Origin of the sequence: Streptomyces griseoaurantiacus, from assembly GCF_036189845.1 — a bacterium.
GTDB classification, from domain to species: Bacteria; Actinomycetota; Actinomycetes; order Streptomycetales; family Streptomycetaceae; genus Streptomyces; species Streptomyces griseoaurantiacus.
The window spans coordinates 3,576,108-3,601,456 of the sequence record NZ_CP108326.1; the positions used below are offsets into that span (position 1 = coordinate 3,576,108).

A 25,349-nucleotide genomic window follows, 5' to 3' on the forward strand; every position below is an offset into this window, starting at 1 on the left:
AACCACGACCCATGGACCACATCGTCACTGTTCAGGACGCCGTTACCGCGTTCGCCGACTTCATGGAGCCGACGAACGCCGAGCTGGACGCGATCGAGCAGGAGATGCCCGTCATCCTGGCGGACGTCGAGCTGCTGGACGCGCACATCGTCACCCTGGACCGCACCCCGACCGAGCTGGACAACCGGCGCATCCGCCGGGCCCGCCGCCGCGCCCTCGCCGCCCGCGTCGCCCTCCTCAACAGCGGCGCCGCCGCGAGCCTTCCCGGGGGTGCCGCGTGAGGGCCAAGACCATACTTCCCGCCGTCGCGATGACGGCCGTGTCCATGGTGCTCACGCTGGCCGTGGTGGTGATGTGGCTGGGCCCGGTTATGCCGTGGCTGGTTGCTCTGGTGGTGGGTCTCGGGATTGACGGGGGATGGCTGGCCACCCTCGCCTACGAACGACGGCTCGCCGCCCAGGGCGACCACAACCGGGCCGTAACCGCCGTCGGCTGGTCCTTCGGACTCCTCGCCACCGGTGTCCTGGTCGCGCACGCCCTGACCGCCGACCATGCCGTCGGGGCGTGGCTGGCGGTGGCGTGGCTGCCGATCGCGGCCAAAGCCCTGTGGCTGGTCCACGGCCTGTGGGAGCGCACCGCCCTGACTCCCGTCGCCCTGGACGCGATCCGCGGGATTCAGCAGGAAGCGCGCGACGAGGCCGCCGTGGCCCGCGCCCGACTCCGGGCGGAAGCGACCACCGAGGAGACGCGGCTGACGGCCGTGACGGACGCCGGTGCGCGCGTCGCACGCGTCCAGGCACGGACCGCACAGACGCTCTCGTCGGCGTGGTCGACGCTGGAGACGGCCCGCGCCGGCGAGGACACCGGAAGGGCGCTCACCAGCGTGACGAGCCGCGTCACACCCGGCGTCACGCCCCGGTGGGAGCTCCCGGTGTGGGGACCGACGGAGCCGCTCACGGTCCGCTCGCTGGAGGCCGCGCCGCTCACCGATGAGGCGCTGGACGTTGTCGTCGACGAGATCCGGCACAGCGAGACCCCGGCTCTGTCGTATCGGGAGATGTCCGCCCGCTTCCGGGCCGCCGGTCACTCCGCTTCCGAGATGCGTCTTCGGGCTGCGTGGAAGCGGGTGGCGGCATGACCAGCGCCATGGAGGTCAAGACGTTCAGCTTCGGCGGGGGTGTGCAGTCCACGGCCGCTCTGGTTCTTGCGGCCACGGGGGTACTGGACTACCGCACGTTCTTGATGGCGAACGTCGGGGACGACTCCGAGCACCCCGGCACCCTCGCCTACCTGCACAAGTACGCCCTCCCCTACGCCGAAGAACACGGCATAGAGCTGGTCGTGTTGGACCGGGTGATGAAGCGGTCCGGTGAGGTCCGCACGCTGTATCAGGACCTGACCCGGGAGGGGTCGCGGTCGTTGAAGATTCCGGTGCGGATGTCGAACGGGGCCCCCGGCACCCGCTCCTGTACGGCCCAGTTCAAAATCCAGGTTATCGCCGACGAACTCAAACGGCGCGGCGCCACCAAGGACGCGCCGGCCACCGTCGGGATCGGCATCAGCCTGGACGAGATCCAGCGGGCCAACAACCGGCGCTGCGAGCCGCACGAGCGCATCGAGTACCCGCTGTTGGAGCGCGGTATCCGGCGTATCGACTGCGCCCGCATCATCCGCGCCGCGGGCCTGCCGGTGCCGCCGAAATCCTCGTGCTGGTTCTGCCCGTTCCACCGGCCAGAGACGTGGCACGACATGCGCCGCGACGAACCCGAGCTGTTCGAGCGCGCATGCCGGCTCGAAGAACTCCTCAACCGGCGCCGCGACGAACTCGGCAAAGACCACGTCTGGCTCACCCGGTTCAACCGCCCCCTGCGCAAGGCCATCCCCGACGGCGTCGACACTCTCCCGTTCGACGAATGGGACTCCGGCTGCGACTCCGGCTGGTGCATGACCTGACCTGCACATTCCCACTCACAACCGATCCGAGGGGAAACCACGTGAGCAACGCCGACCTGCGCCGCCTGGACCGCGAGATCCGGGCGACCACAAAGAAGCTGGAGGCCGTGCGGCGGGGTGAGTTGTGGCCGCTGAACGGCCGCGAGCGCCGCGCCATGGCCCGCGCCGTCACCGGCGGCGCCTACCGCGTCGTACGCGGCCGCAGCACCGGCCGCGCCGAAGAGCGGATCGAGTCCACCGGATCGGCCGCCGAGATGCGGCTGACCGCCGAGCTGAACGCGCTGCACGGCGAGCGGCAACGGCTCATCACCGAGGCCGCCCGCGACAAGGCCAAGCGGAAGTCGTCCGGCTGGTTCTGACCAGCCATTCCACCACCGGGGTGGCCGCTCTTTCCACGGACCCGGCCACCCCGGCTCACTCCCTCACTCCCGCCCCCGAGGGGGCAGTCAGGAGCACTCCCAGCATGTCTGAGAACGTCGTTCACCTCCACAAGCACACCGACCCGCCCGCCGACACGGCCACCGTGACCACGCTGACCGTGGTGCCGGACGCGCCGCCCGCACGGCCGGTGCCGCTGTGGGTGCGCTCCGGCCGTGCCGTACGCACCGCCGTCACGCATGAGCGCACCCGGTCGGCCGGCCGTTCGGTGGTGCGGCACGGCCTGTACACGTTCAACGGTGGGCGGATCGTGGCCCGCCGCGCCTGGGACGGCCGCACCGGCTCCCGGTATGAGCGGATGATCCGGGCAGCGGAAGCCGCGGGGAACCTGGAAGCGGCGGAGGAGTGGGAGGAGCGGTTGCAGCGCTTCCGCGCCGCCCGCCACCACCGCCGCATGGACCTGCTCCACTCCCCCGTGGACGCCGCCAAGGGCGTAGCCGTCGGCGCCGGCATGAGCGTCGGTGTGCTGGTCGCCCTCGGCATCGTCATGGCCATCAACTCCGGCCAGGCCGAGGACGTCATCACCCCGCTCGCCGCGACCATCGACTTCATCGCCTTACTGATCCGCATCGTTCAGGTGGTGTGGGGCCCGGCCGTCACCATCGGTCCGTTCCTCGCGCTGCTCGCGCTGTGGTCGGTCGGCCGCAAGCAGCACGCCGCACCCCAGTGGGCACTTCCCGCGAACGTCCGGTCGGGCGAGGGGGAGCCGATCACGCCGTCCATCGTGGTCAAGGCCCTGCGCGACCTCGGAGTCCCCGCCCTCGCGCGGGCCATCAAGGAGATGGGCGACGCCGGCGCCTCCATGCTCGGACCGATCACGATCGCCGGATGCGGCGTGGAAGTCGACGTGACCCTGCCCTCGGGGGTGTCGACCAACGAGGTTCAGGGCAAGCGCAGGAAGCTTGCCGAGAACCTGACCCGGCACGAGCACGAGGTGTTCATCACCATCCCGCAAGCGGCCCGCACGGTGCGGTTGTGGGTCGCCGACTCCGGCGCCCTGGATGAGCCGATCGGCCCGTCCCCGCTGGTCACCGACGAGGCTCTGACCGCCGACTACGCCAAAGGTCGCGCCCCGTGGGGGCAGGACCTGCGCGGCGACGCCGCCGCACTGTCCCTGTATCAGCGCCACCTGCTCATCACCGGCCTGTCCAACCAGGGCAAGACCGTGGCCCTGCGCTCGCTCGCCCTGTGGCTGTCGCTGGACAGGTCGGTGCAGTTCCTCATGGGTGACCTCAAGGGCGTGGGCGACTGGGCCATGTTCGACGGACTGGCCACCACCCTCATCCAGGGGCCGACGGACGAGCACGTCATCCAGGTGACCGAGATGGTCGAAGGCGCGGTGGACGAGATGAACCGCCGCATCCAGGCCCCGCCCGGCACGACGTTCCCGCCGCTCATCGTCCTGGTCGACGAGGCACAGGTGGCATTCATGTGCCCGGCCAAGGACGCCGACAAGCGGCCCTACGGCGGCTCTAAGGCCAACAGCCGGTACTTCATGGCCGTGCGGAAGATTCACAACCAAGGCCGGGCCGTGAACGTGCTGATGTGGCAGGGCACCCAGGACCCCACCAACGAGAACCTGCCCAAGCTCGTACGCGAAGGCGCCCACACCCGCGCGTCCCTCGCCCTCGGCACCGAGTCACAAGCCCGCATGGCACTCGGGGACAAGGCCGTCGACGGCGGCGCCGCCCCCAACCTGCTCCGGCCCGGCCTGGACCGGGGAACCCTGGTCGTCGCCTCCGACGGCATCACCATCCCGGCCGGCCAGTCGTCCATCACCGTGCGCACGCACTACATCGACGACGACAACGCCACCGCCATCACCGACCGGGCCAAGGCCCTGCGCGACGGCGTCACCACCTTGCACGCCATCGAGCGGGACGCCGACCACGATCCGCTGGCCGACGTCGCGGCCGTCGTCGGTGACGCGGTCCGCGTCCGCACGAAGGATGTGCTGGCGCGACTCGCGGCACGGAATCCGGGCGCCTATGGCGGTTGGTCGTTCATCGACCTCAAGCGCGTCCTGGACGACGCCGGCGCCGAACCGTACAAGTCCGACGGCGTCATGTGTGTTGCCCGCGACCGCGTCGCCCGCGCCCTCGCCAACCGCGACACCGACGGTTCCGCTTCCACCGACTGACGACAGGGAGCCGACCCCGGACGGGTCAGGGAGACAGGGAGAACTCCCTGAACGCCTCCCTGACCCGCCTCCCTGGCCCTGACCTGCGCGAATGATCGTTCAGGGAGTCAGGGAGGCACGCAGGTCACACCCCTCAAACACCCCGCAACAGTGCCCCCGCAAGGGGGTGCCGCTGCCTCCCTGGCCATCGGCCGGAATGGATTCCGCATGTACCCCGAGCCTGCCCACCACTGGCCTGCAGAGCGGGCCGTGACCGCCTACCAGCCCACCCCGATACCGTCGCCCGTCGTCGTCCAGTCGGCGCCGGTCGTGCCCGTCCAGCCGGGCCACATTCCGGCGGTGGCAAGCATCGTTCTGCCCGACGGTCGGATCGTCACCGGCTACGCCATCGACCACCCGCAGCCCACCCCGGACGTCGTCAAGCCGGCCGTCTCCCGTGCGGCGGTGAACGTCGCCCTCGGAGGAGTCGGGTTCCTCGCGGTGTGCGGCGGGCTGCTGCTGCTCACCTCGTTCATCGCCGCGCTCACCGCGTTCATTGGCCAGCTCATCATCCTCGCCGCCGTCATCTTCGGCGGATGGATCGCCGTTCAGATCCTCGGAACCAGGGGTCACAAGGGCGGCACGACGGTGAACATCCGCCGGGCGGTGTTCAAGCGCAACCGCTTCCACGGCTAGCTACGCCAAGGGCGGCCCCCCATTCCGCCAAAGAACCGGGGCCGCCCTTGTCCACCTGCCAACCACTTGACCTGTGGAGGTCTCCAGCATGACCCAACCCACCACCATCCGGCGAGTGCCCGGCCCACGGCCGCGCCTGTTGGATCTGTTCTGCTGCGCCGGCGGCGCCGGTGTGGGCTACGCCCGCGCCGGTTTCGCGGTCGACGGCTGCGACATCGCCGACCGACCAAACTACCCCTTCCCCCGCCACCAGGGCGATGCGCTCGTCCACCTCGCCCACCTGATCGCGTCGGGGGAGATCCGCCGGTACGCGTTCGTGCACGCCTCCCCGCCGTGCCAGCACGGCTGTGCGCTGACCGTGGGCACGAACGCCTCGCAGGGCTGGGGACGCGCGCACGTCGACCTCGTGCAGCCGACGCGTGAGCTGCTGGACGCCACCGGCCTGCCGTACGTGATCGAGCAGCCCAACGGCCGCGCCGAGATCCGCAAGGATCTGACCCTGTGCGGGGAGATGTTCGGCCTCGGGGTGATCCGGCACCGCAACTTCGAGGCCGGCGGCTGGACCATCGAGCAGCCGGCACACCGCCCGCACCGGGGTCGGGTGCGCGGCTACCGGCACGGCCAGTACTTCGACGGCCCGTACGTGGCCGCCTACGGCAACGGCGGCGGCAAGCCCAGCATCCCGGAGCTGCAAGCGGCGATGGGCATCAACTGGACCGACGTGCGCGAGGAACTCACCGAGGCCATCCCGCCCGCCTACACCGAGCACATCGGCGCCGCGTTCCTCGCCACGACCACGCTGGGAGTGGCCGCATGAGCGCGCACCTGCTGAACGCAGCCCTGAATGCCGCCGAGCACGGCTGGCGCGTCTTCCCGCTGCGGCCCGGCACCAAGCGGCCCGCCCTGCACGGCGAGAAGACCTGCGCCCGCACCGGACCGTGCGCAGCCGGACACCGCAAGTGGGAGCAGCGCGCCACCACCGACCCGGACCGCATCCGGGCCGCATGGTCGAGTGCGCCATTCAACGTCGGCATCGCTACCGGCCCGTCCGGCCTGATCGTGGTCGACCTGGACGTGCCCAAGGACAAAGGCAGTTCGGACGCGCCTAGCGGCGCGGCGACCTTCGCAGCGCTCTGCGAGCGCGCCGGCCGCCCCGTCCCCGACACCTACCGGACCCGGACCGCGAGCGGCGGAACGCACCTGTACTTCACCGCCCCGCCCGGGATCCGGCTGTCCAACACAGCAGGAAGTATTGCTGCGTTGGTCGACACCCGCGCGCACGGCGGGTACGTCGTCGCAGCGGGCAGCACCACCCCTGCCGGACGGTACGAAGCGCTGAGCGCCCCTGTGGCCGCCGCTCTGCCCGGATGGCTGCTGAGCATCCTGCAACCGGCCCGCAAGCCCGTACAGGCACCCACGGGGCCCTCCGGGGGGCGATCCCGCCGATATGCGGATGTAGCGCTCGCCAAGGAGACCTTGAACGTGGCCACCGCCGCCGACGGGACCCGCAACGCGACGCTGCTGCGGGCCGCCCGCGCCCTGGGACGGCTGATCGCGTCCGGCGACCTCACCCGCGTACAGGTTGAGCAGGCTCTTAGGGAGGCGGCGGCGGGCAACGCCACACAGTCGCAGCGCTACTACGACGACGTGATCCGTCGCGGCCTGGACTGGTCCATCGCCCACAACCCCACCCGCAGGCGGGCGGCATGACCAAGCCCCTCTCTCCCCCTAAGAGCTTCACCGACACCCCGCCCGGACCGCGCGTCGCCGAACCGAGCAGCGCCCGGCCGGCCATGGGCGAGCCGAAAGGCGCCGCCCGTCAGGGCGTCGTCACTGCTCTTCGCTCGAACCGGTTCCCGGCCGACGGAGCGCACCCCAGCGCCGACCCGACACCGGAGCGGCCCGGAATCCGCATCTACGCCCCGCCCGTCTACCGCCATCACTGGGACGGGGCCCGCTGGTCCACCCGGCACGGCGGCATCCCCACCGCCGCCTACGCCTGCACATGCGGACAGACCCGCACCGCCCGCGGACCGGACGGCGTGGCCGCACTGGTCACCGAGTACGCCGCACACAAGCACGTGTGCACGGGAGCTCCCGCCATGCTGGAACGGAGGAACGCCGCATGACCCCCACCGCCATCGACGGGGCCGCGCTGCTGGACGAGGTGGAAGCCTTCCACCGACGGTTCAACGTCTTCCCCACAGAGGCCGCGTTCGTCGCGGTCGCCCTGTGGGACGCTCACGCCCACCTGCTCGACTGCTTCGACTCCACCCCGCGCATCGCCTTCCTGTCCCCCGAACCGGGGTCGGGCAAGACCAGGGCGTTGGAGATCGTCGAGACGCTGGTGCCGCAGCCCATGACGGCCGTCAACGCGTCCGCCGCCGCCCTGTTCCGGTCCGTGTCCGCCGGCACCGGCAAGCCCACCATCCTGTTCGACGAGATCGACACCGTCTTCGGTCCCAAGGCAGGGGACAACGAGGAGCTACGCGGGTTCCTCAACGCCGGCCACCGCCGGACCGGGGTGACCTACCGGTGCATCGGTGACGGCGGACAGCAGACCGTTCAAGCGTTCCCCTCGTACTGCGCGGTCGCGGTCGCCGGTCTCGGCTCGCTGCCGGACACGATCCTGAGCCGGTCCGTCATCATCCGCATGCGCCGCCGCGCAAGGAACGAAAAGGTGGAACCCTTCCGGGCCCGCATCCACGAAGCCGAGGGACACGCCCTGCGGGACCGGCTCACCACCTGGGCCGAGCACGCACGGGATCGCGTCATGGGGGCGTGGCCGGACATGCCCGACGGGGTGAGCGACCGGCCGGCGGACGTGTGGGAACCCCTGCTCGCCGTCGCCGACGCCATCGGCGGCCACTGGCCCGAACGGGCACGCGCGGCATGCGTGACCCTGGTGACCGCGTCCAAGGCCAACGACAAAGGCAGTCTCGGGGTCCGGCTGCTGACCGACCTGCGCGACCACGTGATGGTCGGTATCGACCGCCTGCCCACCATCGCCATCATCGACCGGCTCAACGCCCTCGATGACGCCCCGTGGGCCGACCTCAACGGCAAGCCGCTCGACAACCGGCGCCTGTCGCGGATGCTCGGGGAGTACATGACGGCCGACAACGAGCCGATCGCCTCCCGCAACATCAAGACCGCCGGGAGCGTGTTGAAGGGCTACTACGCCACCGATCTGCACGACGCGTGGCAGCGCTACTGCCCCCCTCCCCCGGAAAGTCCGCTACTTCCGCTACCGGACACCGAAACCGCCGCCTGACCAGCGAAAACGGGGTAGCGGCAACCGGTCCCGGTTGCCGCTACCCATCCGCTACCGCTACCCCTTCCCGCTACCACAAACAGGCCCCTGACCTGCGCGGTAGCGGCGGTAGCGGAAGTAGCGCCCCTCAGAGGTACCCCCCGACGGACAGCCCGGAGGAATCACCGCATGAGCACCGTCATGCCCCCGAGCCACGAAGCACTCAAGGTCCCCGAAGTCATGGCCGCGCTGCGCCTGAGCCGCAGCAAGGTCTACGACCTCATCCGCAGCAAGCAGCTCGACAGCTTCACCGCCGGCCGGGCTCGCCGCGTCCCGGTCGACGCCGTTCGCCAGTACATGCAGGACCGGATGGAGGAGGCCGCCTGATGGCCAAGCGCCGCGCCAACGGTGAGGGAACGATCACCAGACGGAAAGACGGCCGGTACCAGGCCGCCGCGTACGTCTACCGCCCCGACGGCACCCGGACCCGGAGGTTCGTCTACGGCAGGACCCGTGAGGAAGTCGCCGACAAGCTCACGGAGATGCAGGAAATGACCCGGCAGGGCATCCCGGCCGCATCGTCCACCATGGCGTTCGGGGACTACCTGACCTACTGGCTCGCCGCGATCGCGCCGGAACGGCTCAAGCCTGCGACGCTGAACAGTTACGAGGGTCTGACCCGTCTCTACATCCGGCCGGCGCTGGGCAAGAAGCGGCTGAACCGCCTGTCGCCGACGGACGTGCGTCGGTTCCTCTCCGAGTTCAAGTCGGCGTGCCTCTGCTGCCTGCGCGGGGCGGACGACGAACGTCCGGAGGACAAGCGCACGTGCTGCGCGGTCGGTCGCTGCTGCGAGCGGCGCCCGTCCGCGCGCACCGTCCAGTACGTACACGCCGTACTGCGGTCCGCACTGCAACAAGCCATCCGAGAGGAACTGATCGCGCGGAACGTGGCCCGGATCGTGGAGACCCCCACCGTGGACCCCAAGGAGGTTCGCCCGTTGGACGTGGGCGAGACGAAAGCCCTGCTCAAGACAGCCCGGCCCCACCGCCTCTACGCCCTGTGGCTGCTGCTGGTCTCCACGGGCCTGCGCCGTGGTGAGGTGCTTGGACTCACATGGTCGGATCTGGACCTGAGCGCCGGGACCCTCCGAGTGCGGCGCAACGTGCAGCGCATCCGGCGAGAACTGATCTTCGGGACACCGAAGACAATGCGGTCCGTCCGTACCGTCTCCCTGCCCCGCCGGTGCGTGCAAGCGCTCACGGAGCACCGCGCGGCGCAGGACCGGGAACGCAAGATCGCCGGACCGAAGTGGAAGCCGACGGAAGGACAGCCGGCGGGCCTTGTCTTCACGACCTCCACAGGCAGGGTGATCGACCCGCGCGGGCTGAACAGGATGCTGACGATTCTGTGCCGGGACGCCAAGGTGCGGCGGGTGCGAGTTCACGACCTGCGCCACACGTGCGCGTCGCTGCTGCTGGCTCAAGGGGTCGACGCGCGCACCATCATGGAGACGCTGGGACACAGCACGATCACGATGACGCTGGACACCTACGCGCACGTGATGGGGACCACGCTGCGGGCCGCAGCCGACCGGATGGACGACGCCTTGGGGCTGGACGACGACCAAGGCGACACGGACGACGAGACGGCCGCATGAACGGCGCCGCGCGGGGACGTTGATGTCACCCGCTGATGTCAAAGGCCCCTCCGGATAAACCGGAGGGGCCTTCGTCCTGTGTGCACTCGGCAGGATTCGAACCTGCAACCTTCTGATCCGTAGTCAGATGCTCTATCCGTTAAGCTACGAGTGCTTGTGTGTTCTGTTGTGGTGCTCTTCCTTCCGGGCTTTTCGGCCCGGTCGGCGTTGCGGGAACAACATTACATGACTGGCGGCGGGACGCGAAATCCGTTTGGCACACCCGGCCTGAGCTGGGGAAACGTCGTTCTGGGGGCGTTCCGCGGGGGTCTGAACGACCGAAGCCCCGGTCCTGGGGACCGGGGCTTCGGTGTGGTGGGAGCGGAGGCGGAGGGATTTGAACCCTCGATGGGCTTTAAGACCCAAACCGCATTAGCAGTGCGGCGCCATAGACCGGACTAGGCGACGCCTCCCGCACAGCCGCCCGCGCGAGCGCGAGTGGTGCGTGCAGATGATGACACAGTCGAGCGCGGTGTCACCAATCGGCACCCACGGTACTAGGCGTGTGGGCGGCAGAGCAAAGTCCTTTGGCCGGTGGGGGGCGCCCGCGCAACCGCGCGCGCCCTGGCGCGTTGGGCAGGGCATGACTCATGTCTCCCCGTGTCGTCCCCTCCGTCCCTCGCGCCTCTCCCGCTCCTCTCCCTCCTCCCGTTTCCCCTGGGGGCGCTCGCTGCTGGCCGGCGCCGTCGCCCTGAGCGGTCTCGCCGCCGGGGCGGTGCCCGCGGACGCCCATGACCGCGTCGGCGGGGACCGGCTCACCGTGACCGTCCGGCAGGCGGGTCGCGCCGACGGGACGTATCTGCTGCGCTGCCACCCCGGAGGCGGCAGTCATCCCGACCCCGGCGGGGCCTGCGCAGTGCTGGACCGCCGGACCACCTGGGGGCGTGACCCCTTCGCGCCCGTGCCGCCCGACGCGCTGTGCACCATGCGGTACGGCGGGCCCGCCACCGCCCGCGTCACCGGGACCTGGGCCGGGCGGCCCGTCGACGCCTCGTACGACCGCGCCGACGGGTGCGAGATCGCGCGCTGGGACGCGCTCGTGCCCCTGCTGCCCGCTCAGGACGCCCGTCTCCGTCAGTAGCCGTACGGAGGAGGCGTAAGAGAAGGGAGAGGGCGCGGAGTGCGGAGTGCGCTCCGGCGTGCGCCGGGTTCTTCGGCATGCGGCGGGGGAGGTGGGAGGTGCGGAGGAGTCGTGAGGGTCCTGCGCCCGGCGCGCGAGGGCACACCGTGCGCCCGGCCGGCACTGGCCCCACCCACGTGCGACCTCCGCCTCATCCCGCGCCGACGGAAGGGCCTCTGCGCTTAGACTCCCTCGCGTGACACGCTGCGGGGCGGTTGGCAAGATGGCCCCCGCGGTCGGCAAGGTGCGGTGACAGGGAGGACGCGACTCGTGAGCAGCAGGCCATCCCGAGGCGCTGCTCGCCTCGCAGCCATACTGGACGCACTGCCCGACGCCCTGGTGCTGGTCAACGCCAACGGGACGGTCGTCAACGCGAACACCATCGCCCTGGAGGCCTTCGAGACGCCGGGCACCGCCCTGGTCGGCCGGGGGCTGCTCGACCTGCTGCCGGAGTTCGACTCCCGGCTCATCCCCGGCTCCATGCGCCGCCCCGACCACATCGACCCGCGCGCCCGCACCAAGCCGACGCGGATGACGGCCCGGCGCACCGACGGCTCCGAGTTCCCCGTCGAGGTCACGAGCGCCAACCTCGAGGACGCCCGTCAGGCCTACGACGGATACGGGTACACCGGCGACGAACTGCTGATGCTCGTCGTACGCGATCTGTCCGGCACCGTGGACACCGAGGCGGAACTCGCGCGCTCGCAGCGGCAGACCGAGATGATCCTGCGGGCCGCCTCCGAGGGTGTCGTCGGTACGGACACCGACGGCCGGATCGTCCTCGTCAACCCGGCCGCCGCACAGATCCTCGGCTACCGGGCGAACGAACTGGGCGGCAAGGAGCTGCACACCCTGGTGCTCCACTCCCGCGAGGACGAGTCGCCGTTCCCCTACGCGGAGTCCCCGCTGGCCGACACGCTGCGCTCCGGGCGCAAGCACCGGGTGCGCGGCCAGGTGCTGTGGTCGAAGGCCGGGGCCAAGGTGCCCGTCGACCTGACGACCGCCCCGGTGCGCGACGGCGACCAGCTCGTCGGCGCGGTGATGACCTTCACCGACCGGCGCCCGTTCGACACGCTCAGCGCCGAGAAGGACAGGTCGGAGGAGCAGCACCAGCAGGAGCTGCGGCAGCTCGCCGAGGAGCACGCGGCGGAGCTGGAGCGGGTGCGCGAGGAGCACGCCGCCCAACTCGAGGCGCTGCGGGAGCGGCACGCGGAGGAACTCGCGGCGGGTGACGAGCGCTACGCGGCGCTGGGTGAGCGGGAGAAGGACCGCTACGAGGCCCTGACCGCCCGCTACGACCAGCTCTTCGCCGTCCTCGGCCAGTCCCTGCGCGGCCCCCTGGACCAGCTCCGCGCCGAACTGTCCGCGCTCGCCGCGGACGACGCCGGGCAGCTGTGGCCCGAGGCCAACCAGGTCCTGCACTACCTCGCGGCCGGCTACTCCCGCATCACCACCCTGCTCGACAACGTCCTCGGCTTCCAGCGTCTGGACGCCGGGGAGGACGGCCTGGCCCGTACGGCCGCGATGCTCGACGCGGTCGTCGCGGCGGGGGTTGACGGTGCCGTCGAGCTGATCGGCCCCGGACGCGTGCAGTTCGCGGTGCACGCGCCGCCGATCGAGGCGGAGGTCGACGCGCACCGGCTCGCCCAGGCCCTCGCGCATCTCGTCGCGGACGTGGCCGGGGTCGACGCCACCGGAAACTCGCCGGTCTCGGCCGGCGGTTACATGGACAACACGGTCGTCGTGGCCGCCGCCCAGCGCGGCGAGGTGGTCCGCATCGAGGTGCGCGGCCCGTACCCCGGCGGCGATCCGGTGCACCAGCCGATCGTGCGGGGCATCGTCCGCGCCCACGGCGGCGTGCTGCAGACGCACGAGGTGCCGGGGATGAGCGGCAGCGCGTACGTCCTGGAGGTGCCGCTCGGCGCCGGGGCGGGCGCCGTGCCCGCGGCGGCCGCGAGCGGCACCGCCGACACGACTGGCGTGGCTGGTACTGCCGGTGCGGACAGCACGCCGGTGACCGGCGGGGCCGCGGTGGGCGCCGAGGTGGCGCTCGTGGGCGCGGCGGGCACCGCGGCCGCGGCGGGCGCTGCGGGCACGGCCCCGGTGGAGTCGGGTGCCGACGGCGACGGCGAGAGTGCGCGGTCGCCGCAGGGCGGTGGACGGCGGCGGGCCCGGCGGGCCTCCACCGACGCCTTCCTGGACGGAGGAGGCGCCGCTCCGGCCCCGGAGGCCGAGCTGCCCGCGCCGACCGGACGACGCCGCCGCCGGGCCGCGGAGGCCGCCGGGGCGGCTCCGGTGCCCGCGCAGGGCGCCGCGCCGGACGCCTCTGCCGAGGACGGGTCCGGCGGCACCGGGCGCCGGCGCGGGCGGTCCGGTTCCGCGGTGGACGTGCCGGGCGAAGGGGCGGCAGGAGGCCCCGGCGTCTCCGAGGGAGCCGTCGTCACCGCGGCCGAGCACGCGGCGGGCACCGCGGCCACCGGCCTCGGCGCGACCGTGCCGCCGCAGGGCGTGCCCGCCCCCACGGGCCGACGGGCCCGCCGGGACTCCGAGCCGCAGGCGCTCGCCCCCGCCCTCCCCCCGGCGCCCGCGGGAGCCACGGAGTCCACGGACGACTCCGGTCGCCCGACCGGTCGTCGCCGGCGCGCCCTCGCGAGTGCGGCCGAGCGGGCCGCCGCCCCCGCGGAGCAGGGTCCCCGGCCCGTCTTCGCGCTGCCGCCCGCCGAGGCCGACCGCGGCCCGGAGTACGCCGCGGCGGCCCCTCCGACGCCCCTGGGCGCGGACGACGGCCGCCATGACGCCGTCACCCACGATCAGGACGGGGACCACACCCCGCCGCAGCCGCATCCGGTGCAGGCGCCCACGGGGCGCCGGCGGGCGGCGGGCACACCCGGGGCCCCGGCCGGACAGGTGCCGGGACAGGCCCGCCCGACGAGTTCGGCGAGTGCGCCGGGGGTGACGGGCGCACAGGGGCTGGGGCCCACGGTTCCCGGCGCTCCGGGGCAGGCAGTGCCGGTGCCCGGCGCGCCCGGACCCGCCGCTGCCCACGCACCGGCCGCGGCCCCGGCCGTCGGCGTGCAAGGTGTGCAGGGCGTGCAGCAGCCCCCCGGCGTGCCGGGGCAGGGCGCTCCCGGGCAGCCGCTCGCCGTCCCGGGTGGTCAGGTGCAGGGTGCTCAGGCACCCGGTGTCCAGGGAACTCCCGGGACGCCCGGGGTTCACGGCGTCACGCCGGGGCAGGCCGCCGCACAGGCGGCGCCGGGGCAGGCCGTCGCGGGGCACGTCCCACCGGCTCAGGCCACCCCCGGCCAGGCCGGCCACCCCGTACCCGGTGGCCCGCTCGTACCCGGTCAGTCCGTACCTGGTCAGCCCGTACCCGGTCAGTCCGTACCTGGTCAGGTGAACGCCGCCGGTCATGCGTTCCCCGGGCAACCGTCCGTCCCCGGTGCGTCCGGTGTGCCCGGTGCGCCGAGTACTCCTGGTACACCCGGTGTGCCTGGTGCACCCGCCGCCGTGCCCGCGCAGGGCGTGCCGGCTCCGTTGCCGGGCCAGTTCCAGCCCGTGCCCGTCCCGGTCATGAGCCAGGGTGGTCCGACGCCGGGGGCTCCCGCGGCGGCTCCGCTTCCCGGCCAGGTGCCCCCCGTCGGCGGCGCCCAGCCCGTTCCGGCGGCGCCCACCGGTGCCGCCGCGCAGCAGCCGGTTCCGGCACCGGGAACACCCGGTCATCAGGCCGCGCAGCCGGCTCAGCCCGGGCAGCCCGCTCCGGTGACCCCCGGCGCCGTTCCGCAAGGTTCCGCGCCCGCGCCGGGCGCCCTCCCCGCCGCCGCTCCCGGCACTCCCGTCCCCCCGCAGGCCGTCCCCGCCCCGGCGCAGTCGCCGGCCGCGGCCCCGGGCATGCCGTCCGCCGCGCAGGCCACGCCCACTCCGCCCCCCGGCACCCCGCTTCCTCCGGAGCGGCCCGTCGCGCCGAGGCTCGCGCAGCCACTGCCCGCCGAGGCCGCCGCGCCCACCGCGCCCGTCGACCCGAACTCGACGCAGGGCCGGGCGATCAGTGTGCGGACGCTCGGCCAGGGCGTGCCGTTCGCGCGCCAGGCCACCGGCGCCGTACCTCCGGGGGCCGCCCCCTCACCGGCCGCTCCGCAGTCGCCACAAGCGGTCCAAGCAGCACAGGCGGCCCAGGCGGCCCAGCCTGTGCAGCCGGCACCGCCTGCGGCAGCCCAAGCCGTCCCGCAAGCCGTTCCGCAGGCGCACACGCCTCCGCCTCACCAGCCCGGCGGTGCGGGCCGTCGCCGCAAGCTCGGTACGCCGCCCGAGCCCGCCGCCGAGCGGCCGGAGACCGGCGGGCGGCCGCACCCGTCGACCGGTGGGCCGCAGCCCCGCCCGGCCGGGGCCACCGAGGGTGCCGGACGCTCGTACGCCATAGGAGCCCCGGACAAGAACGCCGACGAGGGCCCCGAGCCGCTCGACGGTCCGGGCGGCGCCGTGGAGGTCGCCGACCCGCCGCATCCGCAGCCGCTCGACGACGAGTTGCCTCCCGAGCCGCTGGACAACCCGCGCCGGCTGCTCGTCTGGCCCGCGCCCGATGTCCTCACCCAGCAGGCGCTCAGCGACCGCGGCTACCGGCCCGTCATCGTCAACTCCCGTGAGGAGGTCGACGCGCAGATCGCCGCCTTCCCCGCGGCCCTCTTCGTCGATCCGCTCACCGGCCCGATCACCCGCACGGCCTTGCAGGCTCTGCGCCAGGCCGCCGTCGCCGCCGAGGTGCCCGTGATGGTGACGGCGGGACTCGGGCAGGCCTCGCGCGAGGCGGCGTACGGCGCCGATCCGGCCGTCCTGCTGAAGGCGCTGGCGCCCCGGGACTCCGAGCAGCATCCGCCGCGCGTCCTGCTGGTCGAGGAGCACGCGGAGATCGCGCTCGCCCTTACGGCGACACTGGAGCGGCGCGGGATGCAGGTCGCACGGGCCGCCTCCGACGCGGACGCCGTGGCATTGGCCTCGCAGATGCGGCCGAACCTGGTGGTGATGGACCTGATGCAGGTGCGTCGCCGTCAGGCGGGCGTCGTCGACTGGCTGCGTGCCAACAACCTGCTCAACCGCACGCCCCTGGTCATCTACACCGCCGCCGTCGACCAGGCCGAGCTGCCCCGGCTGGTGTCGGGGGAGACGGTGCTGTTCCTCGCGGAGCGGTCGACCAGTCCCGAGGTGCAGGACCGGATCGTGGACCTGCTGGCGCGCATCGGCACGAACTGACACGAGGGCACAGGGGCGTTCACGAGAGTGGTCGGTCTGGTCGGTCGGGTGTTGTTTCACGTGAAACACCGCCCGACCGACACCCTCACGCGCCCGCACCGCTCAGACGGTCAGAGCTGCTGCACGTCCAGCTTCCCCTCCGCGTACTGCCGTCGCAGTACCTTCTTGTCGAACTTGCCGACGCTGGTCTTCGGGACCGACTCGATGATCGTCCAGCGTTCCGGGAGCTGCCACTTGGCGATCCCCTCCCCCGCGAGGAAAGAGCGCAGGGTCTTGAAGTCGGCGGTGGCGCCCTCCTTGAGGACGACCGTGGCGAGTGGGCGTTCGCCCCACTTGTCGTCCGGGACCGCGACCACGGCGGCTTCGGCGACGTCCGGGTGGGACATCAGCGCGTTCTCCAGATCGACGGAGGAGATCCACTCGCCGCCGGACTTGATGACGTCCTTGGCGCGGTCGGTGAGGGTGAGGAAGCCGTCGGGGCTGATGGTGCCGACGTCACCGGTCTTCAGCCAGCCGTCCTCGCTGAACTTGTCGGCGGGGCGCAGCGGCTCGGCGTCCACGCCGTTGTAGTACGCGCCCGCGATCCACGCGCCCCGCACCTCCAGCTCGCCGGCGGACTGACCGTCCCAGGGCAGCCGCTCGCCGCCGGGGCCGGTCAGCCGGGCCTCGACGCCGGTGGGGAAGCGGCCCTGGGTGAGCCGGTAGGCGAACTCCTCCTCGGTGCCGACGGCGTGGGCGGGCGGCCGGGCCACCGTGCCGAGCGGGGACGTCTCGGTCATGCCCCAGGCGTGGCAGACCCGCATGCCGAGGGCGTCGAAAGCCTCCATGAGGGAGGGCGGACAGGCCGCGCCGCCGATGGTCACCTGGTGGAGCGAGGAGACGTCCCGGGGGCGCGCGGTCAGCTCGGCGAGCAGGCCCTGCCAGATGGTGGGGACGGCGGCCGCATGGGTCGGGCGCTCGGCCTCGATCATCTCGGCCAGGGGGGCGGGCTGCAGGAACCGGTCCGGCATCAGCATGTTGACGCCGGTCATGAACGTGGCGTGCGGCAGCCCCCACGCGTTCACGTGGAACTGGGGGACGACGACGAGGGAGGTGTCCTGGTCGGTGAGTCCCATCGATTCCGTCATGTTCACCTGCATGGAGTGCAGATAGACCGAGCGGTGCGAGTAGACGACGCCCTTGGGGTCGCCGGTGGTGCCGGAGGTGTAGCACATGGCGGCCGCCCGGCGTTCGTCCAGCTCGGGCCAGTCGTACGCGGTCGGCTTCCCGGCGATCAGCTCCTCGTACTCGTGTACGCGGGGCCGCACGCCTTCCAGCGGCGTCCGGTCGCCGGGGCCGGTGACGACGACATGCTCGACGGTCGGGAGGTGCGGGAGGAGGGGGGCGAGCAGCGGGATCAGGGAGCCGTTGGCGATGACGACGCGGTCGGCGGCGTGGTTGACGATCCAGGCGAGTTGCTCGGCGGGCAGCCGCAGGTTGAGCGTGTGCAGCACGGCGCCCATGGACGGAACGGCGAAGTAGGCCTCGACGTGCTCCGCGTTGTTCCAGGCGAGCGTGGCGACGCGGTCGTCCTCGCGGACGCCGAGGTCCTCGGTGAGCGCGTGGGCGAGCTGGGCGGAGCGGGTGCCGATCTCGGCGAACGACCGCCGGTGCGGTTCCGCCTCGCCCGTCCAGGTGATCACCTGGGAGGAGCCGTGGATCGTCGACCCGTGTGTCAGGATCCTCGAGATCAGCAGCGGTACGTCCTGCATCGTGCTCAGCACGGCGTCCTCCCGGGGCGGCGACATTGCCTACGCGGATGGCCGCGCGAGGAGTGCGCGGCGGTAGGGGTTGGCCTGATTCTGCTCACATACCGCTTGGTATGTCACTAGCGGCAGTAATGATCGATCAGAGCAGCTCAGAAGTCGCGCCAGAAGTCGCGGACGACCGGAAGCCGATGTGGGAGCCGACACCGGGGAGCGGACACCGGGGAGGAGAGGCAGGGGAGGAGAGGCCGGAGAACAGACCCGGGGCAGGAGACACCGGGGAGCAGGCCCCGGGCAGGAGAGGCCGGGGAGCGCGTGCGGGCGTGGTCCCGGAGGGACGGGCCCCGCCGGGCCGTGGCGGACGCTAGCGGACCGGGCTCAGCTCCGGGTCCTCTCGGAGCTTGCCGAGGGCACGTGAGACCGCCGACTTCACCGTGCCGATGGAGACGCCGAGCACCTCCGCCGTCTGGGCCTCGCTCAGGTCCTCGTAATACCTGAGGACGACCATCGCCCGCTGCCGCGCCGGGAGCTTCAGGATCGCCCGCCACATCGCGTCGTGCAGCGCCTGCTGCTCGGCCGGGTCCGTGGCCGGCGTCATCTCGGGCTCCGGCAGCTCCTCGCAGGCGAACTCGTCGACCTTCCGCTTGCGCCATTGGGAGGTGCGCGTGTTGACCAGCGCCCGGCGGACGTACCCGTCCAGCGCCCGGTGGTCCTGGATGCGCTCCCACGCGACGTACGTCTTGGCCAGTGCCGTCTGCAGCAGGTCCTCCGCGTCGCTCGGGTTCGCGGTGAGCGACCGGGCGGTGCGCAGCAGCAGCGGCTGGCGGGCCGCCACGTACGCCGAGAACGACGGGTACGACGGCTGCGGCAAGGTCTGCCGGGCCGGCGTCGCGGCGGCCGAGGCGCTGGTGCAGACGAGTGTGGTCATGGCTCAACGCTAGGAGCGGGGCCCACTCCGGCGGATCGGCCGCAGGTCCCGAAGCCGTGTCCCCCTCAGGTTGTAGGAGGGGGGAGGGCCCCACCTCCTGAAGGTGGAGGAGGGCTACTGCGGGTACTGAGGGTAGACCCCCTGAGAAACGACCACAGGGCGGTGGGAACGGACTACGGGCTCCTGAGAAAGGACCAGGGGCGGTCGGGTCAGCCGATCCGGGCCACCGGGGCGTCGACGAGGTTGCGGTCGATGAGCAGGCTCCGGCCGCCGTGCCGCTCGCGGACGTTCCCCGCGTACTGGTGGATGCGCCGCCCCTGCCACGCGCTCCGCCGCAGTGCCGGTTCCCCGTACAGCCGGGGAGTGCCGCGCCAGCGGGCGAACCACATCACGGCGGGCAGGTTGTCGACCCCCGCGCGGCGGGCGCCCTCGATGTGCCGTACGCCCGTGTCGGCACTGCTGTAGAAACCCGGCAGATACCCACTGGTGCCCACCTCGCGGTCCCAGGCGCGGACGAAGGAGAGCACCCGCCGGGCGCAGGACGTGTTGCGGCGGTCGTACGACTCGACGTCCAGGTAGAGCGCGCTGCCGGTGAGCAGGCCGAGGGCGTGCGCCCGGCGCACGGCGTCCCGGCCCTCGCGCGCGCCCTGCCGCGCGGGATGCTTCCCGATCGACACACGCGGTTTGACGCCGCCGCCCACGCAGGGTGCCTGCGAGCCGGCGTACACCGGCAGCAGGCGCCAGCCCATGCGGTCCACGGCGCGCACCCAGCCGGGGGTGAGCCGGGGCTGGGGGCAGGCGCGGCCCCGGCCGCCGAAGTAGATGCCGAGGGCGCGGTAGCGGGAGGTGCGCCACCGGGTGAGTGTGCCGGTGGAGGGCGCGCCGCAGGTGTCCATGGCCCAGCCCCGGAAGGTGACGGTGGGGTCGGGGGTGGTGCGGGCGGGGGCGCTGCGGGCGGAGTCGGGGGCGGTCCGGGCGAGGGCGCTGCGGGCGGAATCGGAGGTGCTCCGGGCGGGGACGGTGCGGTCGGGGGCGGCCGGCACCCCGGCCCCGCACAGCAGTGTCCAGACGACGCAGATCCCGACGAGCGCCGTCCACCCGCTCCGCCGTCCCGCCCGCGCCCTTCCCCGCGTCCCGCGCGCCACGGCCCCTCGGGGCACCCACCCCCGCCTCGGGCCCCGACCGCGTCCCCAGCCACCACACCCTCGTTCACGCATGGCCCGAGTGAACGTTCCTGCCCGCCCCCGGCACGGTCCGCCACACCCGGCGTTCAGCCGTCCGCCGTCAAATCGCCCCCGATGTGGGGACCCGGCCCGCGCGTCGGCCGGATGCCCGCCGGAAGGGCGGACACGCCTGCGCGGCGGTACCGGAGGCACCGCCGCGCGGACGTGTCACAACCCATGAAGCGCACCCCGTACAGGCGCTCGGGGCCGGCCGGCGACCGTCGGCCCCGCGGCGCTCACCACAGACGGGTGAAGTGGACGGTCACGTTCTCGTTGCCCTGGTTGACGGTCGTGAACGCGGACCCGTTCACCTGGGCGGTATTGCTCTGATTGCTGGCACCGGCGCCGAGCGCCTGCTGCTGTGTCGTCGCCGAGTTGCCGTGGTTGTCGAGGCCGGTCCCGCTGCCGCTGACGGTCGCCACGGCCGCGTTCGCCCCGTCGTCCGCGGCGGCGCCGTTGTCCGCGGTGGCGACGCCCGTGAAGAGGGCGGCGGCCAGCGGCAGGGCCGCGACGGCGGCGAGGACGCGGGCGGTACGGATGCTTGCCATGTTCTTCCTCCAGAAGCGGGAGTACGCACCGGCGAAGGCCGGACGCACGTGAAGTACGGCTGTTCTCAGGGCAGTTGGCCGACCGCCCTGGAGTGCTGCACGACGTCGCGCCTCCAAGCTGCCCGACCGGACCCGAGCCAACCACCCCGGAAGGGGCGATTCCCCCTGAAGCGTGAGGACAAGTCGATAAACCCCCTTCACGACCTTTTCGCCGGCCCTCTCCGCGTGACGCACCCGCGAGGGAGAGGCCCCGCTCCCCCCTCCCGGCCAGGCCCGGCAAGCGGCGAAAGGTTCCGCCCGCGAGGCCGGCGGAGTACACCCCCGGACGTCGGCGCATGACGCCACATCCCTCGAATGGCCGCACGGACCGCCCGCCCGCCCGAAAACCCCCTTCCCTTTCTCGAACGCATGTACGAAAATCGACGCATGGCCACCATCGACCGGCAGGCCACCACCCTGGCCCTGGCCCACGCCCTGTCCGCCGCCGAGCGCGGCCTCGCGGTGATCCCGCTGTCGCGCACGAAGCTGCCGGCCCTGCGCTCCCCGCACCGCGACCGCCCCGACCTCGCCACCCACCGCGACCGCCCCGATCGGGCCGACCGCCCCGACCGCGCCGCTTCCGGAGGGCCGGTCGGCCCGCCCTGCCACGGCGAGTGCGGCCGCTTCGGCCACGGCGTCCACGACGCCTCCACCGACCCCCGGCGCATCCGAGAACTGTTCGCCGCCGCCCCTTGGGCCACCGGCTACGGCATCGCCTGCGGGCTGCCCCCGCACCATCTGATCGGCGTCGACCTGGACACCAAGTCCGGCACCGACTCCACCACCGCCCTGCGCGAACTGGCACTGCGCCACCTGTTCACCATCCCGCCGACGGTCGTGGTCGTCACCCCGAGCGGCGGCCGCCACCTGTGGCTCACCGGACCGCCGGACGTCGTGGTGCCCAACTCCGCGAGCCGGCTGGCCCCCGGCATCGACATCCGGGGCGCCGGCGGCTACCTCGTCGGCCCCGGCTCCCGCACCGACCACGGCGTCTACCAGACGGCACCGGGCGCGGCCCACCTGTCGCCCGCCCCCTGCCCGACCCCTCTGCTGCGCCTGCTGCTGCCACCGCCGCGCCACGCCCGCGTGGGCCTCCGGGGCACGGCGGCCGGCACCGGGCGGGAGCCCGGACACGGCGCCGGAAGCCGCACCGGCTCACATCCGGACGACGCCCTCGCCCGCGCCCACCAGGGCGACGGCCTGATCCAGTTCGTCCTCAGCGCCCACACCGGCCAGCGCAACACGCGCCTCTTCTGGGCCGCCTGCCGCGCCTACGAGAACGGCCTGGGCCCCACCCTGACCGCCGCCCTGATCGACGCCGCCGTCCACACCGGCCTCCCGCTCCGTGAGGCCCGTTCCACCGTCGCCTCGGCGGCCCGGATGACACCGCGCCGCCCCACCTAGGGCCTCCCGCTCACCGTCCGCCCGTACCGTCCCGCTCGTCACCTAGGGGCCCGGGGGCTGCGGCCCGTCGTCCCGCCGGGGCCCTGGCCGCTCCCGCTCCCGCTCCCGCTCCCGGCCGCGGTCGGTGACGGGGGCAGGGGCAGGCGTCCGGGCGGCAGCAGTTCGGCCGTGATGAAGGCGACGACCGCGGCGAGGATCACCACCGGGATCATCTCGGCGCCGCCGAGCACCAGCACGACCAGCACCACGCAGCTGACCGGCAGTCGCAGCGCGGCCGTCGACGCGGCCGCCATGCCCACGGCCAGCCCGGGCACGACACCGAGGCCGGGCAGCGGGGCGAGCAGTACACCCACGGCGGCGCCGAGGAAGAGGGCGGGGAAGACGGGGCCGCCGCGCAGACCGCCCAGGCACAGCGCGTAGGCCACGCCCTTGCACAGCAGCACGCCGACCAGGGCGCCCACACCCCAGGCGTGCGGGTGCGCGGCCAGGTGGGCGAGGGTGCTCTGCCCCGAGGAGGCCACGTCGGCCGGCGACCGGTCCGTGGCCAGGGCGTACACGGCGGCACACACTCCGGCGGCGAGGGCGCACAGCCCCGTGCGGAGGACCGGCCGGCCCATGATCGACGCCGCTGTGCGGCGGCCGCCGGACAGCGCCAGGTGGACGGCGGCGGCGATCACGACGCCCAGCACCACCGCCCAGATCACGTCCCCGATGTCGAGGTGCGGGGTGGGGGCGCCGAGCCGCACCGAGAGGCTTCCGGTGTCGATACCGGTCCAGCGGCCGCACCCCGTGAACACCAGGGCTCCGATGCCGCTGGCCAGCAGCGCGGGCAGCATGACCGCGAACAGCTGGGGCCCGCCCACCCCGGCCGTCTCGATCAGCAGGATGCCGCCCACCAGCGGGTTCCCGAAGATCGCGGACAGCGCGGCGGCGGCCCCTGCCGCGCCGAGCAGCGCCGTGCTCTGCGGGGTGTCCGGTGCCCGGGCGAGGTTCCTGAACCACAGCGCGAGGCCGCCGCCGAGCGCGATCAGCGGGGCCTCGGGTCCGAGGGTGGCACCGAGCGGAAGACTGGCGAGGGCGGCGAGGATCACCCCGGGCAGGGCGGCCGGCGCCATCCCCCCGGCGTGCAGGCCCCCGGCGGGAACGTGCCCGCCGCCACCCGGCAGACGCGTGACGACCAGGCCCACGGCGAGACCGGCGAGCGTCAGCAGCGGCAGCGGCCACCACCAGGGAGCGGTGCTCAGACCCAGCCCGGACGGCAGCGAGACCCAGAGCAGGTGCTCCAGCTCGTGGAGCGCGGCGAGGAAGAGGAAGGCGACCAGCGAGACCGGGATGCCGAGGAGCGCCGAGAACACCAGCGCCTTCCGGTAAGGGCGGGAATTCAGCAGCGTGCGCAGCCGGTCGGCCTCCTCCGGCTCGGTGGGGGCGGCGGAGGCCCCTGGCTGGTCCGGCGGCGTCACGACACGTTTCCTCCGTCTCGGCCGGGAAAGTGCCGTGCTCAGGGGCCCGTACCCGCCTGCGCCACCTCCCACCCGCCATTGCAGCACCCGCCCGGGAACCCCGCATGCGAGCGGCTGCCGAGCGAGGGGGAACGGCCGCGGGGAGCCTCGGGGCTCACCGCCCGTCGCGCAGCAGGTCCACGACGGTCTCCCGCGACCAGTGGCCGGCCGCGCCCGGGCAGCCGGCCACGTACGAGGCGACCGTCCGCACGTCCCACGCGCCCGCCGACAGCAGCCCCGCCGCCACATGGCGCACGTACGCGGCCGAGGGCGGATTCCAGGGGACGTCCCCCATCCCCCAGGGCGCGGTGAAGGTCAGCACCGGCACCCCGTCCACCTGACCGGCGCAGACCAGCGTCTCGTAGCGTCCGTCCCCCAGGGTCGCCGTACCCCGCGTCAGCACGGTGGTGAGATCCAGCTCCGTGCCCGGCTCCCGGTACATCTCCTGAGCCGCGATGTCCGCGAACTGCCCCGCGGTGACCAGATGCGCCCGCGCCGGCACGCGCCCTTCGGCCCGGGGGTCGTAGAACGCCCGCCCACCGCCCCACACGGGCGACTCGGTCACAAAGTACACGGCGCCGGCCAACTCGACCGGGATCAGACGGACCGGCATCCGCGTGTCCCGACACCCCGGGTAGACCCTCGCCCCTCCGTCCGGACGACCGCCGCGGATGTAGCACCCGAGACGGCCCAGGTGCGTGTTGGAGCCGTACGACGTGTACCAGACGAGCCCGGGACGAAGATCGTCCGGCAGCCCCGGGTCGATCTCCGGCACGGCTTTCACGCTGGACGCTCCGGACCGATGACCGCGCGCACGGGGCGGCTCAGCCGCGCTCGGGCCAGACCGGCCCCTCGTCGGTCCAGACGACGCCCTTGTTGTGGCACAGGCAGAAGGGGTGGCCGGCCGGGTCGGTGTAGATCCTCCAGCCGTAGCCCTCGGGCCCGATGAAGTCCTGCCTCAGCGTCGCGCCGAGGTCGAGGACGCGGCGCTGCTCGGACTCGATGTCGTCCACTTCGAAGTCCAGATGGAACTGCTTGGGGTGCTCGCTGTCGGGCCACTGCGGAGCACGGTGGTCCTCCACCCGGATGAAGGCCAGCTCGATCTCGCCGAACCGGATGCCGGCCCAGTCCTCGGAGCTGCCTTCCTTGACCGGACGGCCCGTCACCTCCGCATAGAAGGCCGCCAGTTTCATCGTGTCCGGGCAGTCGATGATGAAATCGGTGAGTCGCAGCATCCCGCGATCCTGGCACACGGGGCCGGGGGGAGCCACGAATCAGCAGCGTCCGCGCTCCGCCCGGCACGACGGCCCCTGACCGGTCTTTCGGTCAGGGGCCGTTGTCACTGCTTCTCGCGCGGAGGCGGTGGGATTTGAACCCACGGTCGTGTTGCCACGACGACGGTTTTCAAGACCGTTCCCTTCGGCCGCTCGGGCACGCCTCCTC

22 protein-coding genes and 3 tRNA genes are annotated in these 25,349 nt (G+C 72.9%); 15 read left to right on the forward strand and 10 right to left on the reverse strand.

All coding sequences use genetic code 11. The annotated features are described in order from the left end of the window. Positions 1 to 11 precede the first annotated feature (11 nt). From OHB09_RS15960 to OHB09_RS16015, 12 genes are all read left to right on the forward strand, one after another. Positions 12 to 281: a DUF6284 family protein gene (locus OHB09_RS15960; RefSeq protein WP_328922135.1), complete on the forward strand. Its 270-nt coding sequence runs from the start codon at positions 12 to 14 to the stop codon at positions 279 to 281. Next, entirely contained in the window at positions 278 to 1,138 is an 861-nt protein-coding gene (locus OHB09_RS15965) for a protein spdB (RefSeq protein ID WP_328922136.1), read from the forward strand. The genes OHB09_RS15960 and OHB09_RS15965 overlap by 4 nt, the downstream gene beginning before the upstream one ends. Beyond that, the gene (locus OHB09_RS15970) at positions 1,135 to 1,953 is read left to right on the forward strand and encodes a phosphoadenosine phosphosulfate reductase (RefSeq protein WP_328922137.1); all 819 of its coding nucleotides are present in this window, start codon (positions 1,135 to 1,137) and stop codon (positions 1,951 to 1,953) included. The genes OHB09_RS15965 and OHB09_RS15970 overlap by 4 nt, the downstream gene beginning before the upstream one ends. A 41-nt stretch (positions 1,954 to 1,994) precedes the next feature. Then, positions 1,995 to 2,312 (forward strand): hypothetical protein, encoded by a 318-nt coding sequence (locus OHB09_RS15975; RefSeq protein ID WP_328922138.1) that lies wholly within the window; start codon positions 1,995 to 1,997, stop codon positions 2,310 to 2,312. Between the two features lie 104 nt (positions 2,313 to 2,416). Beyond that, positions 2,417 to 4,531, forward strand: a complete 2,115-nt coding sequence (locus OHB09_RS15980) for an FtsK/SpoIIIE domain-containing protein (RefSeq protein WP_328922139.1) — start codon at positions 2,417 to 2,419, stop codon at positions 4,529 to 4,531. 207 nt (positions 4,532 to 4,738) lie between these two features. Beyond that, on the forward strand, positions 4,739 to 5,206 hold the full coding sequence (locus OHB09_RS15985) for a hypothetical protein (protein ID WP_328922140.1): 468 nt from the start codon (positions 4,739 to 4,741) through the stop codon (positions 5,204 to 5,206). A gap of 88 nt (positions 5,207 to 5,294) precedes the next feature. Beyond that, positions 5,295 to 6,023: a DNA cytosine methyltransferase gene (locus OHB09_RS15990; RefSeq protein ID WP_328922141.1), complete on the forward strand. Its 729-nt coding sequence runs from the start codon at positions 5,295 to 5,297 to the stop codon at positions 6,021 to 6,023. Continuing rightward, a complete protein-coding gene (locus OHB09_RS15995) occupies positions 6,020 to 6,916 on the forward strand; it encodes a bifunctional DNA primase/polymerase (RefSeq protein ID WP_328922142.1) in 897 nt (298 codons plus the stop codon). The genes OHB09_RS15990 and OHB09_RS15995 overlap by 4 nt, the downstream gene beginning before the upstream one ends. Continuing rightward, positions 6,913 to 7,335, forward strand: a complete 423-nt coding sequence (locus tag OHB09_RS16000) for a hypothetical protein (RefSeq protein WP_328922143.1) — start codon at positions 6,913 to 6,915, stop codon at positions 7,333 to 7,335. The genes OHB09_RS15995 and OHB09_RS16000 overlap by 4 nt, the downstream gene beginning before the upstream one ends. Further along, positions 7,332 to 8,480 carry a DUF3631 domain-containing protein gene (locus OHB09_RS16005; RefSeq protein ID WP_328922144.1) on the forward strand — a complete coding sequence of 383 codons (1,149 nt, stop codon included), beginning with the start codon at positions 7,332 to 7,334 and terminating at the stop codon, positions 8,478 to 8,480. The genes OHB09_RS16000 and OHB09_RS16005 overlap by 4 nt, the downstream gene beginning before the upstream one ends. A gap of 168 nt (positions 8,481 to 8,648) precedes the next feature. Beyond that, entirely contained in the window at positions 8,649 to 8,846 is a 198-nt protein-coding gene (locus tag OHB09_RS16010) for a helix-turn-helix domain-containing protein (RefSeq protein ID WP_328922145.1), read from the forward strand. Next, a complete protein-coding gene (locus OHB09_RS16015) occupies positions 8,846 to 10,117 on the forward strand; it encodes a tyrosine-type recombinase/integrase (protein ID WP_328922146.1) in 1,272 nt (423 codons plus the stop codon). The genes OHB09_RS16010 and OHB09_RS16015 overlap by 1 nt, the downstream gene beginning before the upstream one ends. A gap of 81 nt (positions 10,118 to 10,198) precedes the next feature. On the opposite strand, the gene OHB09_RS16020 is transcribed toward OHB09_RS16015, so the two are convergent. Then, a tRNA-Arg gene (locus OHB09_RS16020) sits at positions 10,199 to 10,271 on the reverse strand. Positions 10,272 to 10,478: 207 nt separating this feature from the next. After that, positions 10,479 to 10,569: transfer RNA gene (locus tag OHB09_RS16025), tRNA-Ser, on the reverse strand. 170 nt (positions 10,570 to 10,739) lie between these two features. Here OHB09_RS16025 and OHB09_RS16030 point away from each other — a divergent pair. Next, the gene (locus OHB09_RS16030) at positions 10,740 to 11,237 is read left to right on the forward strand and encodes an SSI family serine proteinase inhibitor (RefSeq protein WP_328922147.1); all 498 of its coding nucleotides are present in this window, start codon (positions 10,740 to 10,742) and stop codon (positions 11,235 to 11,237) included. Between the two features lie 309 nt (positions 11,238 to 11,546). Then, on the forward strand, positions 11,547 to 16,520 hold the full coding sequence (locus OHB09_RS16035) for a PAS domain-containing protein (RefSeq protein ID WP_328922148.1): 4,974 nt from the start codon (positions 11,547 to 11,549) through the stop codon (positions 16,518 to 16,520). 110 nt (positions 16,521 to 16,630) lie between these two features. Here the strand turns inward: OHB09_RS16035 and OHB09_RS16040 are convergent, their stop codons facing one another. The 4 genes from OHB09_RS16040 to OHB09_RS16055 form a co-directional block, all read right to left on the reverse strand. Further along, the gene (locus OHB09_RS16040; RefSeq protein ID WP_063822166.1) at positions 16,631 to 18,307 is read right to left on the reverse strand and encodes a long-chain fatty acid--CoA ligase; all 1,677 of its coding nucleotides are present in this window, start codon (positions 18,305 to 18,307) and stop codon (positions 16,631 to 16,633) included. A 322-nt stretch (positions 18,308 to 18,629) separates the two neighbouring features. After that, positions 18,630 to 19,193, reverse strand: coding sequence for a SigE family RNA polymerase sigma factor (locus tag OHB09_RS16045; protein WP_093591051.1), 564 nt, complete (start codon positions 19,191 to 19,193; stop codon positions 18,630 to 18,632). A 209-nt stretch (positions 19,194 to 19,402) separates the two neighbouring features. Next, entirely contained in the window at positions 19,403 to 20,338 is a 936-nt protein-coding gene (locus tag OHB09_RS16050; protein WP_319352073.1) for a DUF1906 domain-containing protein, read from the reverse strand. 314 nt (positions 20,339 to 20,652) lie between these two features. Continuing rightward, entirely contained in the window at positions 20,653 to 20,964 is a 312-nt protein-coding gene (locus tag OHB09_RS16055; protein ID WP_006141385.1) for a hypothetical protein, read from the reverse strand. Between the two features lie 426 nt (positions 20,965 to 21,390). On the opposite strand from OHB09_RS16055, the gene OHB09_RS16060 reads away from it, so the two are divergent. Beyond that, positions 21,391 to 22,407, forward strand: coding sequence for a bifunctional DNA primase/polymerase (locus OHB09_RS16060; RefSeq protein ID WP_319352074.1), 1,017 nt, complete (start codon positions 21,391 to 21,393; stop codon positions 22,405 to 22,407). 38 nt (positions 22,408 to 22,445) lie between these two features. On the opposite strand, the gene OHB09_RS16065 is transcribed toward OHB09_RS16060, so the two are convergent. From OHB09_RS16065 to OHB09_RS16080, 4 genes are all read right to left on the reverse strand, one after another. Then, positions 22,446 to 23,867: a chloride channel protein gene (locus tag OHB09_RS16065; protein ID WP_319352075.1), complete on the reverse strand. Its 1,422-nt coding sequence runs from the start codon at positions 23,865 to 23,867 to the stop codon at positions 22,446 to 22,448. A gap of 154 nt (positions 23,868 to 24,021) precedes the next feature. Next, on the reverse strand, positions 24,022 to 24,690 hold the full coding sequence (locus tag OHB09_RS16070; RefSeq protein WP_328922149.1) for a histone deacetylase: 669 nt from the start codon (positions 24,688 to 24,690) through the stop codon (positions 24,022 to 24,024). 40 nt (positions 24,691 to 24,730) lie between these two features. Then, on the reverse strand, positions 24,731 to 25,141 hold the full coding sequence (locus OHB09_RS16075; RefSeq protein ID WP_006141381.1) for a VOC family protein: 411 nt from the start codon (positions 25,139 to 25,141) through the stop codon (positions 24,731 to 24,733). Positions 25,142 to 25,260: 119 nt separating this feature from the next. Beyond that, positions 25,261 to 25,347 (reverse strand) — tRNA-Ser (locus tag OHB09_RS16080). Positions 25,348 to 25,349: the final 2 nt, after the last annotated feature.